Annotated in this window: 16 protein-coding genes and 1 pseudogene; 5 read left to right on the top strand and 12 right to left on the bottom strand. The window is 58.7% G+C overall.

Annotated elements, in window-relative coordinates; translation table 11 throughout:
* Window positions 1–59: 59 nt before the first annotated feature.
* The 10 genes and pseudogenes from AC2TE5_RS00175 to AC2TE5_RS00130 form a co-directional block, all read right to left on the bottom strand.
* On the bottom strand, window positions 60–512 hold the full coding sequence (locus AC2TE5_RS00175; protein ID WP_047646739.1) for a DUF1198 domain-containing protein: 453 nt from the start codon (window positions 510–512) through the stop codon (window positions 60–62).
* 178 nt (window positions 513–690) lie between these two features.
* A complete protein-coding gene (gene uhpT, locus AC2TE5_RS00170) occupies window positions 691–2,082 on the bottom strand; it encodes a hexose-6-phosphate:phosphate antiporter (RefSeq protein WP_213330419.1) in 1,392 nt (463 codons plus the stop codon).
* A 132-nt stretch (window positions 2,083–2,214) separates the two neighbouring features.
* Entirely contained in the window at window positions 2,215–3,534 is a 1,320-nt protein-coding gene (gene uhpC / locus AC2TE5_RS00165) for an MFS transporter family glucose-6-phosphate receptor UhpC (protein ID WP_484612441.1), read from the bottom strand.
* Complete coding sequence (gene uhpB / locus AC2TE5_RS00160) at window positions 3,527–5,032, bottom strand: signal transduction histidine-protein kinase/phosphatase UhpB (RefSeq protein WP_484612440.1); 1,506 nt, start codon at window positions 5,030–5,032, stop codon at window positions 3,527–3,529. The genes uhpC and uhpB overlap by 8 nt, the downstream gene beginning before the upstream one ends.
* Entirely contained in the window at window positions 5,029–5,622 is a 594-nt protein-coding gene (gene uhpA / locus AC2TE5_RS00155; protein WP_213330425.1) for a response regulator transcription factor UhpA, read from the bottom strand. Before uhpA ends, uhpB begins: the two co-directional genes overlap by 4 nt.
* A gap of 125 nt (window positions 5,623–5,747) precedes the next feature.
* Complete coding sequence (gene ilvN / locus AC2TE5_RS00150; protein ID WP_010426528.1) at window positions 5,748–6,035, bottom strand: acetolactate synthase small subunit; 288 nt, start codon at window positions 6,033–6,035, stop codon at window positions 5,748–5,750.
* A gap of 3 nt (window positions 6,036–6,038) precedes the next feature.
* Window positions 6,039–7,727 carry an acetolactate synthase large subunit gene (gene ilvB, locus AC2TE5_RS00145; RefSeq protein ID WP_484612439.1) on the bottom strand — a complete coding sequence of 563 codons (1,689 nt, stop codon included), beginning with the start codon at window positions 7,725–7,727 and terminating at the stop codon, window positions 6,039–6,041.
* A gap of 229 nt (window positions 7,728–7,956) precedes the next feature.
* Complete coding sequence (gene ivbL, locus AC2TE5_RS00140; protein ID WP_057979964.1) at window positions 7,957–8,055, bottom strand: ilvB operon leader peptide IvbL; 99 nt, start codon at window positions 8,053–8,055, stop codon at window positions 7,957–7,959.
* A 147-nt stretch (window positions 8,056–8,202) separates the two neighbouring features.
* Window positions 8,203–8,622 carry a helix-turn-helix domain-containing protein gene (locus AC2TE5_RS00135; RefSeq protein WP_139156876.1) on the bottom strand — a complete coding sequence of 140 codons (420 nt, stop codon included), beginning with the start codon at window positions 8,620–8,622 and terminating at the stop codon, window positions 8,203–8,205.
* A pseudogene (locus tag AC2TE5_RS00130) lies at window positions 8,619–8,932 on the bottom strand (type II toxin-antitoxin system HigB family toxin). The gene AC2TE5_RS00135 and the pseudogene AC2TE5_RS00130 overlap by 4 nt, the downstream one beginning before the upstream one ends.
* Window positions 8,933–9,419: 487 nt before the next feature.
* Here AC2TE5_RS00130 and tisB point away from each other — a divergent pair.
* The 4 genes from tisB to emrD all read left to right on the top strand — a co-directional run bounded on the left by tisB (window position 9,420) and on the right by emrD (window position 12,276).
* Window positions 9,420–9,509, top strand: coding sequence for a type I toxin-antitoxin system toxin TisB (gene tisB / locus AC2TE5_RS00125; protein WP_023309830.1), 90 nt, complete (start codon window positions 9,420–9,422; stop codon window positions 9,507–9,509).
* Window positions 9,510–9,573: 64 nt separating this feature from the next.
* On the top strand, window positions 9,574–10,020 hold the full coding sequence (locus tag AC2TE5_RS00120) for a GNAT family N-acetyltransferase (protein WP_484612438.1): 447 nt from the start codon (window positions 9,574–9,576) through the stop codon (window positions 10,018–10,020).
* A 62-nt stretch (window positions 10,021–10,082) separates the two neighbouring features.
* Window positions 10,083–10,916 carry an EamA family transporter gene (locus tag AC2TE5_RS00115; protein WP_484612437.1) on the top strand — a complete coding sequence of 278 codons (834 nt, stop codon included), beginning with the start codon at window positions 10,083–10,085 and terminating at the stop codon, window positions 10,914–10,916.
* 175 nt (window positions 10,917–11,091) lie between these two features.
* Entirely contained in the window at window positions 11,092–12,276 is a 1,185-nt protein-coding gene (gene emrD, locus AC2TE5_RS00110) for a multidrug efflux MFS transporter EmrD (protein WP_484612436.1), read from the top strand.
* Here emrD and AC2TE5_RS00105 read toward each other — a convergent pair.
* Both AC2TE5_RS00105 and dsdC read right to left on the bottom strand, forming a co-directional pair.
* Window positions 12,179–13,267 (bottom strand): cellulase family glycosylhydrolase, encoded by a 1,089-nt coding sequence (locus AC2TE5_RS00105; protein WP_484612435.1) that lies wholly within the window; start codon window positions 13,265–13,267, stop codon window positions 12,179–12,181. The genes emrD and AC2TE5_RS00105 overlap by 98 nt on opposite strands.
* Window positions 13,268–13,351: 84 nt before the next feature.
* Window positions 13,352–14,278 carry a DNA-binding transcriptional regulator DsdC gene (gene dsdC, locus AC2TE5_RS00100; protein ID WP_213330435.1) on the bottom strand — a complete coding sequence of 309 codons (927 nt, stop codon included), beginning with the start codon at window positions 14,276–14,278 and terminating at the stop codon, window positions 13,352–13,354.
* 204 nt (window positions 14,279–14,482) lie between these two features.
* On the opposite strand from dsdC, the gene dsdX reads away from it, so the two are divergent.
* Window positions 14,483–15,820: a D-serine transporter DsdX gene (dsdX, locus tag AC2TE5_RS00095; protein WP_213330437.1), complete on the top strand. Its 1,338-nt coding sequence runs from the start codon at window positions 14,483–14,485 to the stop codon at window positions 15,818–15,820.
* The last annotated feature ends 8 nt before the right edge of the window (window positions 15,821–15,828 follow it).

Here is a 15,828-nt window from a genome sequence, read left to right as displayed (position 1 = left end):
TATCATCAAAAGTGTGACGGATTTAACGATTTGACAACTTTTGTCGTTTTTACAGGGGATCAGTGCAGGTAAAACACACCCTCTTCCGGCAGGAAGAGCTGATTGTAGCGCAGCTGGAAGGCGTTAAGCTCCTGCGGATCGGGCTCCATCTCGCGCATAAAGCCAAGCGCCAGACGAATTTGCGCATCGGTAATGGGTGCCGCCAGGCGGGCTTTACGCAGCATGCGGTGCCAGGTATGCAGGTTCTCTTCGCTGCCGTCGACAATGCAGACCTGCCAGATGAGCAGCACCTGCGCCGCATTTTGCAAATGCGCCTCGTCCGGCCGCTCAAGGTAGCGGATAAACTCATTGCCCGACGTTTTACCAAACTGGTCGATCATCGACTCAACCGGCATCGGGGTGATCCCCAGCCGCTCGCTTAATCGTTTGATGGCGCGGCGGGAATCAGAGGTCAGGACGCGAAATCCCACCACAAACACCACGGCAAGCGTTGCCAGCATTATCCAGACCATGCGTTCTCCTTAGAATAGCCGCTCATCATAGCGGGAAACGCAGCGCCTCGACAGCGGGCGGCACCATAATAGTGTACTGAAAAGATGTTGAAGAATTCGGGGAGGAGGAATTAACGCCGTCGGCGAAAATGTAAAAAAGCCCGGCATCACACACCGGGCAAAGAAGTTACCTGCACACTCAGGCTGTTTTTAATTTCTGCGCGCGATTCTCACGGCGAATCTTACGTTCTTCCAGCACCGCGACCATCGCCATCAGGACGATACAGCCGATCGCTGCCGCATCCAGCGCCGCGAAGGTGCCCGCCCAGCCGGTGAGGCCGAAAATCGGCGTGCCGTCGGCGATCATCCCCAGACCCAGCTTGGCGAAGCTGTCGCCGATCAGGTAGGCGAAGGTGCCCTTAATCCCATCGGCGGCGCCGATCGCTTTTTTCGGGACGAAACCGACTGCCGCCACGCCGATCAGCAGCTGCGGGCCAAACACCAGGAAGCCGAGCGCGAACAGGGACGCCAGGTAAACGTACTGGTTGCTGGCGTGCTGATAGACGCCGAGCGTGGCGATAATCAGCGCCAGCGCGACGCAGGCCACCAGCGCACGACGGCCGTTGGCGAGGTCGGAGAGCCAGCCCCACAGCAGCGTGCCGACCAGCGCGCCCACTTCGAACAGGGTGAAGCCCTGAATCGCCACTTCTTTAGAGAGCTTCAGCTCCTGGAAGGCATACACGGTCGACCACTGGTCGATACCGATACGCACCACGTAGAGGAAGATGTTTGAGAAGCACAGCAGCCAGATCACCTTGTTTTTCAGCACGTACTCAACAAAGATCTGCCATTTGGTCATCTCGTTTTCTTCGGTCTCTTTGTCCTCTTCGCTGATCTCCTCGCCGAACAGCTCTTCGGCTTTGCCGAGGCCGTACGATTCCGGGGAGTCGCTGCCGTAGCGCAGGCCGATAAAGCCGACGATCAGGGCGATAATCGACGGGAAGATAAACATGCCGATCACGTGGCCGTCGAACAGAACGTTTGCACCGAACAGCGCTACGCCAGCCGCACCCGCCCCGCCGAGGTTGTGGGAGATATTCCACATGCCGAGGTACGAACCACGCTTGCGGCGCGGCGTCCATTTGGTGATGGTGGAGTAGCTGCACGACCCGCCGGTACTCTGGAAGAAGCCGCTCAGGGCATAGAAGGCGATCATCATGAACAGGCTGACGGAGCCCGCGCCCATGCTGGCGCTGAAGCCGAGCATACAGATGGCAGAGAGGATCAGCATAAACGGCAGGAACTGCTTGGTGTTTTTGCCGTCCGCGTAGTAGGAAACCAGCGTTTTCCCCACGCCGTAGGTGATGGAGAAGCCCAGGCCAATCATCCCCAGCTGCGTCATGCTCAGCCCGTAGGTTGAGATCATGTCGTTCTGCGCGATGTTAAAGTTTTTGCGGATCAGGTACATGGTCAGGTAGCCGATGAAGACCACCAGATAGGACTGCATGAACGGTTTGAACCACATCTTGCGCCGCACGTCGAGCGGCAGATCCAGGGTCGGCTTGCGCACCTGATTTAAGAAGGCCAGCATGACTGAGTTACTCCTGAGCTGATTTTTGCAGCATTGTAAAAATCAGCCGGGAGAGATGCCTGAGACAGCGTCCAGGTAAAACCGGGAAAATTTCCTAGTTTTGCGCCACTCGGGGCGAAAAGGTGAGGCGCATCACGCTTCGCTCACCTCGCGCGGCGCCTGCGCGTTCAAAAACGGCAGCAGCAGCAGAGCGGAGATCCCCGCCGCGATGGCAATCACCGCAAAGAAACCGCTCCAGTGCCAGACGTCGATCACCCGCGCCAGCGGCCAGCCGGAGAGCGATGCGCCGAGATAGGCAAACAGTCCGACAAAGCCCGTCGCCGCGCCTGCCGCCTCTTTGTGGGAACACTCCGCCGCCGCCATGCCGATCAGCATCTGCGGGCCAAACACGAAGAAGCCGGTGGTGAAGAAGCACGCCGCCTGCATCACGTAGCTGGCGAACGGCATCAGCCACAGCGAGCCGACGGAGAGCAAAATCCCGGCGGCAAAAATCAGGTTCATCGGACCGCGGTTGCCGTTGAACAGCTTGTCCGATCCCCAGCCCGCCACCAGCGCGCCGATAAACCCGCCCAGCTCGAACATCGTCACCGCCGAGTTGGCGGTCACCAGATCCACGCCGAGCGTCTCGGACATGTACAGGTTGCCCCAGTCGTTGATCGCCGCGCGCACCACGTAGACCAGCACGTAGCAGAGCGACAGCAGCCAGATGTACGGATTTTTCAGCACGTATTTGGTGAGGATCTCCCTGCGGGTCAGCCCCGCGCCTTCCTGCTGCTGGGCAATCTCCATCTCGTCGTGTCGCCAGTCGCCCACCGGCGGCAGGCCGACGGTTTGCGGCCTGTCGCGCAGGCGCCAGCAGAGGTACAGCCCGGCGACAATTGCGAGGCCACCGGCAATCATCATCCCCGCACGCCAGCCGTAGTGCAGCGCCGCGGCACCCACCACCATAGGGATCAGCGCCCCGCCGACGTTATGCGCGGTGTTCCAGATTGCCCACCAGCCGCCGCGCTCGTTGCGCGAGTACCAGGCGGTGAGCAGGCGGGCGCAGACCGGCGCGCCCCAGCCCTGGAAAAAGGCGTTCAGCGCCCACAGCAGGGCAAAGGCCCACAGCGAGGTGGAGAAACCAAACAGGATGTTCACCACACCGGTGGCGATCAGCCCAACGCCCATAAAATAGCGCGCGTTTGAGCGGTCGCTGACGATGCCGGAGAAGAACTTCGACAGGCCGTAGGTGATGTAAAACAGCGTCGCCAGCAGGCCGATATCGGTGCGCGTCATCACGCCGCTGGCGAGGATTTCCGGCGCGGCGGCGTTGAAGCTTTTGCGGGTGAAGTAGAACAGCGCGTAGCCGAGCCAGATGGTCATCAGGATATGGCGACGCCAGTAGCGGTAGCGGGCGTCGATTTCCGCTTTATCGCCTATCGGCGCGGCGCTGGCAGGGGTTTTAAACATGGTAACTCCGTAGCGGCAGGCTGACGCTGACGCGCGTCCCGTGGGTGCAGGAGATGTTCAGCGTGCCGCCGAGCGCCTTCACGCGCTCGCGCATGCCCGCCAGGCCAAAGCCCTGCTGGCTGGAGCCCGGCGGCAGGCCGCAGCCGTCGTCTTCAATCACCAGCATCAGGCGCTCGTCCTGCTGCCAGCCCTGGATCGTGACCGCGCTGGCGCTGGCGTGCTTGACGATATTGTTCAGCCCCTCCTGACAGACGCGGAACAGCGTCACGCGCTGGCCTTCGCTCAGGGTGGCTTCATTAATACGCCAGTCGAGATGGCTGACAATTCCGCGGCTTTCCAGCTCCATCTCGCGCATCAGGGAACGCACAGCCTGCTCAAGCGACAGGTCGTCAAGCTGGCGCGGGCGCAGCCGTCCTAACAGGCGGCGAACGGAGTCATAGACGCCCAGCGAAAGCTGTTCGATATGCGCCCCGCCCTGCTTCACGCCCGCGTTTTCCGCCGCCAGGCGCTGAACAATGCCCGCCTGGGTGCGGATAGCGGTGATGGTCTGGCCGATATCGTCGTGCAGCTCCCGGGCAACCTCCTGCCGCACGCTCTCTTCCGTCTCCAGCAGACGCTCCGCCAGACGGCGGTTGCGCGCCAGCTCGGTTTGCAGGGACTGGTTCAGCTCGCGCAGGCGCTGTATGCCCGCGCCGAGCAACAGCCCGGTCAGGCTCTGGGCCAGCAGGGAAAGCAGCAGATCCACCGGATGATCGTGCCAGGTCTGGCTGGCAATCAGCGCAATGGCGTTCATCAGCGTCGCAATCAGCGCCCCCTGCCAGCCGTAGTGCCAGGCCAGGGCAATGATTGGAAGCGCCAGACAAAACGGCGTGAAGCGTGAAAGCTCGGCGGGCAGGCCAAGCTGGAGCCACAGGCTCACCACAAACAGCAGCAAATACCAGATGAGGTGCCGGGCGCGCCAGTTCACCGGTTGGGAAACCAGCGCCGGGCCGAGCGGCTGCCAGACGGTGCTGGTGAGGTAGTGCCAGATCACGAGGCAGGTTGGTGCCAGCGTCAGGCCGCCGGTCAGGGTCAGCAGCAGGGCGTTGAGCATCTCCTTCTCGCCTACCCACGGAAGCGACTGCAGCAGCGCGGCGGCAATCAGCGCCGCCCCCTGGCGCAGCAGCGTGCGCCAGTCGCGCTGGTGGCGGTAGCGGGAAATCAGCGCAACCGGGAGAAGCGTGAGCAGGCTTCCGGTCATCAATAAGGGCAGGTGCGCGAGAGCGACTTCCTGCGCCAGCCAGACCAGCATCAGCCACTCTGCGCCCAGCAAAACCGGCCAGTAGGCGCGCGGACACTGGAGCATTAACCCCAGACGCAGCCCAAAGGGAAACAGCAGCACCGCCAGCTCCGGACGTTCCACCAGATGCAGGCTGATGCTCCACAGGCAAAACCAGGCGGCGGAGAAGATAAAAAAGCTGGCGACAACGGCGATCAGCCGCGAAAAGACGGGACTCATTGCCAGCTGTCGAACATGCGGCGCGCCAGCTCGACGTCGTTGCTGACGTTAAGTTTTTCCATCAGGTTGGCGCGGTGAACGTGTACGGTTTTCGGGGACAGATCCAGCTCGGCGGCAATCTCTTTTACCGACATCCCCTGCGCGAGTTTTTCCGCAACCTGACGCTCGCGTTTGGTGAGCGGATCCTGACGTCCGGCCGCCAGCTTGATGGCGATATCCGGCGTTAAATAGCAGCCGCCGGTGGAGACAGTACGCACCGCGGCGATCAGTTCGTCGGGGCTACAGCGTTTAGAGAGGAAGCCGCGCGCGCCCGCGTTGAGCGCCTGCTCGACCAGCGCCGGGCTGTCGTGGACCGACAGCATAATCGTCGCCATCCCTTTCGGCAGCTGGCTTAGCAGCTCCAGCCCGGAGAGATCCGGCATCGAGATGTCGCAGATACAGACCTGCACCCCGCGCCCCGGCAGGCCCGCCAGCGCCTCGCGGCCGGAACCAAACTCGGCCACGACCTGAAAATCCAGCTCGAGGTTCAGAAGCTGGGCAAAGCCGGAGCGGACGATAAGGTGGTCGTCGATGAGAGCGATGGTGGTCATGGGTTGATCCTGATGCGTGAACACGCCGGATGGCGGCGTAAACGCCTTATCCGGCCTACGTGTAAAGTCCTTGTAGGCCGGATAAGCGCAGCGCCATCCGGCAAAAGCCTCTTACCTTAAGTGATTTACTCGAAAAACACCGCAATTTTGTTAAACATGGTGGGATCGGACTGGTTGCGCGCCACTTTGGTGACGTCTTCCAGCTTGTCGATCTGCGCCATCATCTGCTCCAGACGCTGATCGTCGTTGACCAGTAGCCAGATGCGGCTGTGCTCGCTGCCCTGAATCGGCAAGCAGAGAATGCCTTCCACGTTAAACGCCCGGCGGGCAAAGAGCCCGCAGACGTGGGTCATGACGCCAGGGTGGTTGCGGACGGTGAGTTCCAGAATGACGTTATCATGTTGTTTCTGCATGGCTTATTCCCCCACCATCTCAGTATTTGCCGCACCCGGCGGCACCATCGGATACACTTTTTGTTCAGGGTCGATACGCACGTGGATCAGCGCCGGGCCGGGCCGAGAAATCGCCGCCTGCAGCGCCGCGTGGGCGTCTTCTTCCGCGTTCAGATCGCAGGTATGCAGGCCAAAACCGGCGGCAATCTGCATAAAGTTAATCATCCCCGGATAGGTCGCCGCAAACACGCCCTGCTTGTAGAACAGGCTCTGCTGCTGGTGCACCAGCCCCAGCGCCTCGTTGTTCATCAGGATGATTTTCACGTCTAACTGGTTTTCGGCCGCGGTCGCCATTTCCTGAATGTTCATCATCAGGCTGCCGTCGCCGGAGAAGCAGATGACCTTGCGGTCCGGATTCGCCAACGCCGCACCCACGGCTGCGGGCAGGCCAAAGCCCATGGTGCCGAGACCGCCGGATGTCAGCCACTGGCGCGGACGGTTCAGCGGGTAGGCCTGGGCGGTCCACATCTGATGCTGGCCGACGTCGGTGGTGATAATCGCGCTGTCGTCCACGCAGGCGGCCACGGCGTTGATCAGCCCGTAGTGGCTCAGCGGGTCGCCTTCTGTTGGTATGGCCCCCGGGAACTCGCGCTGCAGATCGGCCACCAGCTGACGCCAGTCGGCGCGGTCGGTCGCGTCGGTTTGCGGGATCAGCTGCGCCAGTACCTCGGCCACGTCGCCCTGAATCGCCACGTGCGGCTGTTTGATTTTACCCAGCTCGGCGCGGTCGATATCCACGTGAATGATCTTCGCGTTCGGGCAGAACTGCTCGGTTTTGCCGATCGCCCGGTCATCAAAACGCGCGCCCATAACAATCAGCAAATCCGCCTCTTGCAGGATGTAGTTGGTGCTGCGCGCGCCGTGCATGCCCAGCATGCCGAGAGAGAGCGGGTGCGCTTTAGGCAGCATACCCAGCGCCATCAGGGTCATGGTGGTTGGCAGGTTGGCTTTTTCCGCAAACTCGCGGATTTCATCCGCAGCGTTAATCGCCCCACCGCCCAGATAGAGCACCGGGCGTTTGGCAGCGTTAATCATGGCGGCGGCATCGCGCACGCTCTCAGCGCTGAATTCGGGCGCGGGGGCACGGTCGCCCGGCTCGGGCAGTACGTCGATCTCGATCTCTGCGGTCTGGACATCCTTAGGAATGTCTATCCACACCGGGCCCGGGCGGCCGGACTGCGCAATGCGGAACGCATCGCTGATAACCTGAGGCAGCTCGCTGATGTCGCGAACTAAATAGTTATGTTTGGTGATGGGGATAGAGATGCCGTAGGTATCCACTTCCTGGAACGCATCGGTGCCGATCATGGAGGACGGTACCTGGCCGGTAATGCAGATCAGCGGAATGGAGTCGAGACGCGCGTCGGCGATGGCGGTGACCAGGTTTGTCGCCCCCGGACCGCTGCAGGCCATGCAGACCGCCGGTTTGCCCTGGGTACGCGCCATGCCCTGAGCGATAAAGCCTGCCCCCTGCTCGTGGCGCGCCAGCACGTGGCGGATCTGCGTGCTTTGGCTTAACGCATCGTACAGCGGCAGCACCGTACCGCCCGGGATACCCGCAACGGTGGTGATGCCCTGCCGTTCCAGCAAATGAACGATCAGTTGCGCGCCAGTAAAACGCGTCCTGGTGGATGTTGTGCCCGAAATTGCCATGCTCCAGTCCTTTTCTTCTGGGCCGACGTTACGCGTCGTATTTCAGGTTGCAGATGCGTTGGCTGCGTTCACTCACCCCAGTCACGTACCTGTGTACGCTCCCGGGGATTCGCTCACTTGCCGCCTTCCTGCAACCCGAACTACTTAGCGTATCCGGGAGGGGTCCTAAACGAAAAACCCCGCCCGGTTTGCGCCGGCGGGGTTTTGGATTCGTGTGTTGATCCAGTCCCTACGGCGCATTGCCGACGACCACCACCACACGCACGACGACCACTGCGGCTGGTTGCGCAGTTTTTAGTAGGGTCGAAGTGAAGATGGATGAAGTCATTGGGGACCTGTGTTTGGAATCATTGATTGAATTTATACAAACACAGGTTTTCGGGCGTGACAATGGAAATATTTTCATCTGCGCAAAAATGCGTCAGGGATCACGTTTCGTTTGTTGAGTGATAACTCTCAAAAAGTCGGTTTTTACTCACTCAATAAACAGAGCAGGTGATACCCCAAATCTGGCCGCCAGCTTTTTAATATGGTTCAGAGTAAGCTGCCTCTGGCCATTCAGAACCCGTGAAACCATCGATTTACTGCCAATTTCATCCTGAAAATCCGATATCGTCAGGTTGTACTGATCCATCAAAGTTCTTAAAACCGCAATACCGACGGGAACGGACTCCATCTCCTTGCGTAATGCGACTATCTCTGGCCGATTGGCTTCGTAACGGCTAATCCTGGCGCACACAATATCCAACAAGGGGCTATCGGGCTCGTTCATAAGAAGATACTCAACCAGCTCTAGCGCATCCTTATAATCTTTCTCGCTCGGCTGTTCACCCAGTAAAGGAACGGCCGCAACAAGGGCATGCGTAGCTTTCATTGCATCAGCGACGATCATCATTTCTTCCCCTTAGTGCGATGTTTCTCCGTAAAACGGTCATATTCCTTATGAGTAAAAACATGTCGCACATAAAACTTTTGGCTTTCAAAGAATATGAGAGCCACTACTCTAAGATTGTTGTTTGCAATATCAATAACATAATGCTTATCCAGATACTTAAAGTTATCCAGCGTCGGAAACAGTTTCTTCAGCGCAGCAGGTGTCGGGCAATGGCTCTTTTCGATGGTGCGACCCAAAAAAGGAGTTCTTCCTTGTGCTGCGGAAGCTGGGTTACCGCATCCAAAATAGCTTTCATAGAGATTAAATGCATACTGCATGCCTGCCGCGTCCGTTGCCATTATGGCAATGATGACACGCATTGCCAATAAGTCAACGGGCATCTTTTTATGGGCAGACCAGAAAACAAAAAACCCCGCCTAAGCGAGGTTTTTATCAGGGTTTTGCGGTTGGTTGCCGCAGAACACACTGTGTTACGTCAACGCAAAAAGTATACGCGATCGAAGACGAACGCGCAATTCCGGCACGGATTTTGACGTTTTTGAGTATGGATCGCCTTCCTGATTTTGTCCAAAAAATACTGTTCATACATACAGTGTTTATCTATACTGAGGGTGTTCGCAGTGAGCGAGGGGGCCGCAGTTCTACCGGCGCAACGAAGTCCTGGCTGAAACGGGTGGTGCCGTCAGTGCCTTAATCCCCTGAAGTGAGCACACTGTGTTACGTCAATCCAGGTGCTGGCAACAGGCGGCGGAAAGGTACGCCAGCATCGTGCTCCTTTTAACCAAAAGGAGACGCGTATGAGCGTAGTGGATATGGTGATACTTATCCTCAAACTCATTGTTGCAGTACTGCAACTGCTTGATGCTGTCCTGAAATTCCTTCGGTAATTCAGGTTCAAGTCGCACCTGAGAGGGGCGGGCAACCGCCCCTCTTTAATAACGAGGGAATGCTATGTCGCGTCTGTTAATTGAGCCTGTCACACCGGATGAGCCGGGGTATATCGCCCTGAAGGCGGAAAGTATCGCATTGAATTTCAACATGCTGCGCAGGCTAGAGGAGAACTGGCAGAGCGGTGAGAACCGCTTTAACGCGCCGGGTGAAAAGCTGCTGGGTGCGTTTCTCAACGGCAAGCTGGTGGGCGTATGTGGTCTGAATCGCGATCCGTTCAGCCTGCAGCCGCGCGCCGGGCGCATTCGCCATCTCTACGTCAGCGAGAAGTGCCGCGGGCTGGGCATTGGCAAACAGCTTCTGACCGTGGTCATGGCCGATGCCAGCATCTGGTTTGATTTCCTGAATACCCACGCGCCGGACAGTGCCTGCGGGTTTTATAATCGGGCGGGTTTTACGCTGGTCTCAGACGAACCGCGGGTGACGCACCGCCTTTTTTGTGCGGTGTAACCGGCTGGCAGCATCAGGATGTGAATGTTACAGTTGAGTGACAATTCATCACCCGATACGCCATGACCATCACCGTATTCTGCATTTTGCTCTTCGCCGCGCTGCTGCATGCCAGCTGGAACGCCATCGTCAAAGCCGGAACGGACAAGCTCTATTCCGCCATAAGCGTCAGCGGCTCCGCCACGGTTATCGCTCTGGTCTTACTGCCGTTTTCCCCTCAGCCATCTGCAGAAAGCTGGCCGTTTTTGATCGTCTCCTGCGCCTTACAGGTGGTGTACACCGTGCTGGTAGCGAAGACCTATCAGGTCTCTGACATGAGCCAGACCTACCCGCTAATGCGCGGCACCGCCCCGCTGCTGGTGGCGCTGATCAGCGTACTGGCGCTCGGCGATCGTCTCTCCTGGCTCGCCTGGTCCGGTATCGGGATAATCTGCCTGTCGATTCTCATTATGGCGATGCATGGCCGAATGCAGTCACGCAAAGGGATCTGGCTCGCGCTGCTGAACGCCTGTTTTATTGCCGGGTACACGCTGGTGGACGGCACCGGCGTGCGGTTATCGGAAACCGCGCTGGGCTATACGCTGTGGACCTTCTTTATGAACGGCTTCTGCCTGCTGAGCTGGGCGATGGTGGCGCGTCGGCGCGAGGCGTCCGGCTACCTGCGCCTGCACTGGAAAAAGGGGTTACTCGGCGGCGTTGGCACCATGGGCTCTTACGGCCTGGCGCTTTGGGCAATGACGCAGGCACCGCTGGCGGTGGTCGCGGCGCTGCGTGAAACCTCCATACTCTTTGGGGCACTGATCGCGTTTGTCCTTTTAAAAGAGAAGGTTGCGGGTCTGCGCATCGCCGCAGCGCTGGGAATTGCCGGCGGTGCCATTCTGCTTCGTCTGGCATAAATCACTGGCAACATTAGTTGCCGTTCTTGTTTACAAATCCTGCCTTTCCCGGTTTTTTCATTCACCACGACAATGCTTAAATTGTCATCTCACTGTGGTAGATTCCTCGCGCATTTATGGGAATGCGTAGTCACTTATTCTTCATTTTTCTCTTTTGGCAAAAGTATTCAGCGACATGAAAAAACAAAGGAACGTTAACTTATTGTTGATGCTGGTGTTACTGGTGGCCGTCGGTCAGATGGCGCAAACCATCTACATTCCGGCTATCGCCGACATGGCAAAGGAATTGAACGTCCGCGAGGGTGCGGTGCAGAGCGTAATGGCAGCCTACCTGCTGACCTATGGCGTTTCGCAGCTCTTCTACGGCCCGCTGTCCGACCGCGTCGGGCGTCGCCCGGTGATCCTGGTGGGCATGAGCATTTTCATGGTGGCGACGGTAATTGCCATAACCACCCACAGCCTGACCGTACTGATTGCCGCCAGCGCCCTGCAGGGCGTCGGCACCGGCGTCGGCGGGGTGATGGCGCGTACCTTACCGCGCGATATGTATCAGGGCACCCAGCTCCGTCATGCCAACAGCCTGTTGAATATGGGTATTCTGGTCAGCCCGCTGCTGGCCCCGCTGATTGGCGGCCTGCTGGACACGATGTGGTCCTGGCGCGCCTGCTACGCCTTCCTGCTGGTGCTGTGCATCATCGTCACCTTCAGCATGGCGCGCTGGATGCCGGAAACGCGCCCGCAGGACGCGCCGCGCACGAAGCTCATCACCAGCTATAAGACGCTTTTCGGTAACGGCTCGTTTACCTGCTATCTGCTGATGCTGATCGGCGGCCTGGCGGGCATTGCGGTGTTCGAAGCCTGCTCCGGCGTGCTGCTGGGCGCAGGGCTGGGCCTGAGCAGCATGGTGGTGAGTATTCTGTTTATTCTGCCGATCCCGGCGGCGTTCTTCGGCGCGTGGTTTGCCGGACGCCCGAACAAACGCTTCTCAACCCTGATGTGGCAGTCGGTGATAAGCTGCCTGCTGGCGGGTCTGATGATGTGGATACCGGGGCTGTTTTACGTGATGTCGGTCTGGACGCTGCTCATCCCAGCTGCGCTGTTCTTCTTTGGTGCGGGAATGCTGTTCCCGCTGGCAACCAGCGGCGCGATGGAGCCGTTCCCGTTCCTTGCAGGCACGGCTGGCGCGCTGGTGGGCGGTTTGCAGAATATCGGTTCCGGCGCGCTGGCCTGGCTCTCCGCCATGATGCCGCAGACCGGGCAGGCTAGTTTGGGCCTGCTGATGACGCTGATGGGGCTGCTGATTTTACTGTGCTGGCTGCCGCTGGCGTCGCGTGTCCCGCATCACGAGCAGCCGGTTTAACCGCATGATGGCCCGGCTTCTCGCCGGGCTTTTCACAGACGGGCGCAATCATCGCCTGCAATAACGGCTCTGGCGCAGACCGCCAGGCCCCCTCTTCCCCGTCGTAAAACTGGAAATCCGCGTTAAGCGCATACGGGATTTTCGCCTTTTGCAGCTCGCAGGCCATAAAGGTGGTGAAGGCCAGCTGCGAAGCAGTTGGCGTGAGGTGGTTTGACTCCCCCACGCCCCAGCCCCCGACCCAGCTGACGTGCCCGGTTTTTTGCTGCCAGCGCAGCGCGGTATTGATGCGATTATGGATAGCCGCTTTCTCCGCCGCCGTACCGGACGTCCACGGGTATTTACCGCTATTTTTCAGCGGCCCCCACGGAAAAATATGCCACTCCGCCAGCAGGAAATTTTGACTGTGCGCAGGCAGCTTCAGGCTGGATAAATCCTCCGGCGCGGCACGCAGGCGTGGCGCAATAAAGATCATGCGCTGCGGGTCCATGTCGTGGATCGCTTTAATGGTTTTTTCATACACGCGGTTTAGCGACGCGAGGTTGTGGTTAAGCTTGTCGGCCGGCTCATAAATAAGATCAAAGCCCAGCAGCGGGTAGCTCTGACCGAAATAGTGCGCCACGGCAATCCACCAGTTGATCGTCTCTTTCTCGTTATCGGCTTTGGGGTCGTTTTTATATTCATCAGCCTGATAAGCGACTATCGGGATCACGCCATACTGCTCGCAGGCCTCCACCAGCTTGCGCAGGTGGATCAGCCGCGCTTCCGTCGGCTCATCGGCCACGCGGATGCGCACGTGGGTAATGCCTTTTGCACGAAAATCGCGAACCACCAGCGGGTCGAATTCGCGTATGCCGCGCTCGGTGCGCGCCCAGTCCACATCCATCCCGACGCCCAGCTGCTGCGCATAATGGGCAGCCGTCAGCGGCGGCTCAGCGGCAATCGCCCAGCCGGAAGAGATCAGTAATGCAGAGACAATAAAAGGCTTTAACACGGTTTACCCTGGATAAATCGAAAGCATTACCTGTATTTAGCACGCTTTTTCACATTTGGTGTAGAGCGAAAGCGTAATAATTCTTCAACCTGCCAGCTCTCTCAGCCAGCCGATGAAGGCGTCTATTTTCGGCCACTGACGGCCAGAGAGCGTCGAGATATAGTAGTGCTGATGACATTTCAGGGTCTTTTCACCGAACGGGGCGATCAGCTCGCCCCGCTCGAGCCGTTTCTGCACCAGCCGCTTTCTGCCCATCGCGACTCCTACGTGGTTCATGGCCGCAATAATCGCTAAATCGGAACGATCGAAACCAATGCCCGACGATGGCGGCATATTCATCGCAAAATGCTGCGCCCAGCTCAGCCACTCATCCGTACCGGAATCATTGCTCCAGGCCTGACGGTCGTGCAGCAGCGTGCAGTGGCTGAGGTTATCGGGGTTTTTCAGCAGTTCATGCTCGCGGGCATACTGCGGTGAGCAGACGGGCAAAATCTCCTCGTCCATCAGGAAGTGATGAGAGAGATGGTTTGGCGGCGTATCGTCGAAATAGAGCGCCAGATCGACGCCCGTTCGCTGCATATTAACGTAATCATTGCCGGTCAGGATGGTGAGTGAAATCGAGGGGTAGCGGCGGGTAAAGTCCCCCAGCATGGGCACCAGCCAGCACTGGGCAATCGACGGGCGGGAGTAGACCGTCAGCGTGCCGGAGAGCGCCTGGTTTTTGATGTCCAGGATCTCCTGATTCAGGGTGTCGAGGGACGATTTCAGCGTCCAGTAAACGCGCTTTCCCTCCTGCGTCAGCTCGACTTTCCGGTGCGAGCGGACGAACAGCTGAATGCCCAGCTCCTCTTCCAGCAGGTTGATACGGTGACTCACCGCGCTGGGGCTGAGCGACAGCTCCTCCGCCGCCAGGGCGAAGGACTCATGCCGGGCGGCGACTTCAAAGGTGTACATTTTCGACAGCTGCCAGCCGTTTAACAGCCGGTTTCTGGCTTCATTTGCATCGGTCATCACAATTCTCGCGCGTGGTTTCTTCGCTCAGCATACCGCTCAAGGGTGAATTTATGTGAACCTAATACGAATTAAGTGCGCTTTTTAGAGCGCAGTCACTCAGTTGATCCAATCTGGCTCACCTGAACGCCAATTTATATCGTTTGTCAGCCCACGCCGTTTTTTCGTCCAATACCCACAGATGACATAAGGGTGAGGTGAGATATGGGATCTCAGGTCTGGGTTGTGGCAACGCTGCTGGTCAGCATTGTGTTGATTGTTTTAACCATCGTAAAACTGAAGTTTCACCCGTTCCTCGCGCTGCTGCTGGCGAGCTTTTTCGTCGGCGCGATGATGGGGATGAGCCCGCTGGATATGGTGAACGCCATCGAGAGCGGAATTGGCGGTACGCTGGGCTTCCTGGCGGCGGTGATTGGTCTGGGCACCATTCTCGGCAAAATGATGGAAGTCTCCGGCGCGGCCGAGCGCATCGGGATTACGCTGCAGCGCTGCCGCTGGCTGTCGGCGGACGTGATTATGGTGCTGGTGGGCCTTATCTGCGGCATTACGCTGTTCGTGGAAGTGGGCGTGGTACTGCTGATCCCGCTGGCGTTTTCCATCGCCAAAAAGACCCACACGTCGCTGCTCAAGCTGGCCATTCCGCTCTGTACCGCGCTGATGGCGGTACACTGCGTGGTGCCGCCGCATCCTGCGGCCCTGTTTGTGACCAATAAATTAGGTGCGGACGTCGGAACGGTCATTGTTTATGGTTTGATGGTAGGCCTGATGGCCTCGCTGGTCGGCGGCCCGCTGTTCCTGAAACTGCTTGGCAATCGTCTGCCGTTTAAACCGGTTCCGGCGGAATTTTCAGACCTGAAGGTGCGTGAAGAGCACACCCTGCCGTCGCTGGGCGCCACGCTGTTCACGGTGCTGCTGCCGATTGCCCTGATGCTGGTGAAAACCATTGCCGAGCTGAATATGGCAAGAGAAGGCACGCTGTATACGCTGCTGGAGTTTATCGGCAACCCGATCACCGCCATGTTTATCGCCGTGTTTGTCGCCTACTACCTGCTGGGGATCCGCCAGCATATGGGCATGGGCACGATGCTGACGCACACCGAGCACGGCTTCGGCTCTATCGCCAACATTTTGCTGATTATCGGTGCGGGCGGCGCGTTTAACGCCATCCTGAAAACCAGCGGGCTGGCGGACACGCTGGCGCATATTCTCTCGAACCTGCACATGCACCCTATCCTGCTCGCCTGGCTGGTGGCGCTGGTGCTGCATGCCGCTGTAGGCTCCGCGACGGTAGCGATGATGGGCGCCACGGCGATAGTCGCGCCGATGCTGCCGCTCTACCCGAACGTGAGCCCGGAGATCATCACCATTGCCATCGGTTCCGGCGCTATTGGCTGCACGATCGTCACCGATTCCCTCTTCTGGCTGGTGAAGCAATACTGCGGCGCGACCCTGAATGAGACCTTCAAATACTATACGACGGCGACGTTTATCGCCTCGGTGCTTGCACTTGGCGGCACATTCCTGCTTTCCTTCATTATCTGAGCGCGAAG

It is taken from the genome of Enterobacter sp. N5-15, from assembly GCF_057221635.1.
The sequence above is the reverse complement of the archived record's forward strand: the minus strand, read 5'-3'. Positions and strand labels throughout refer to the sequence as shown.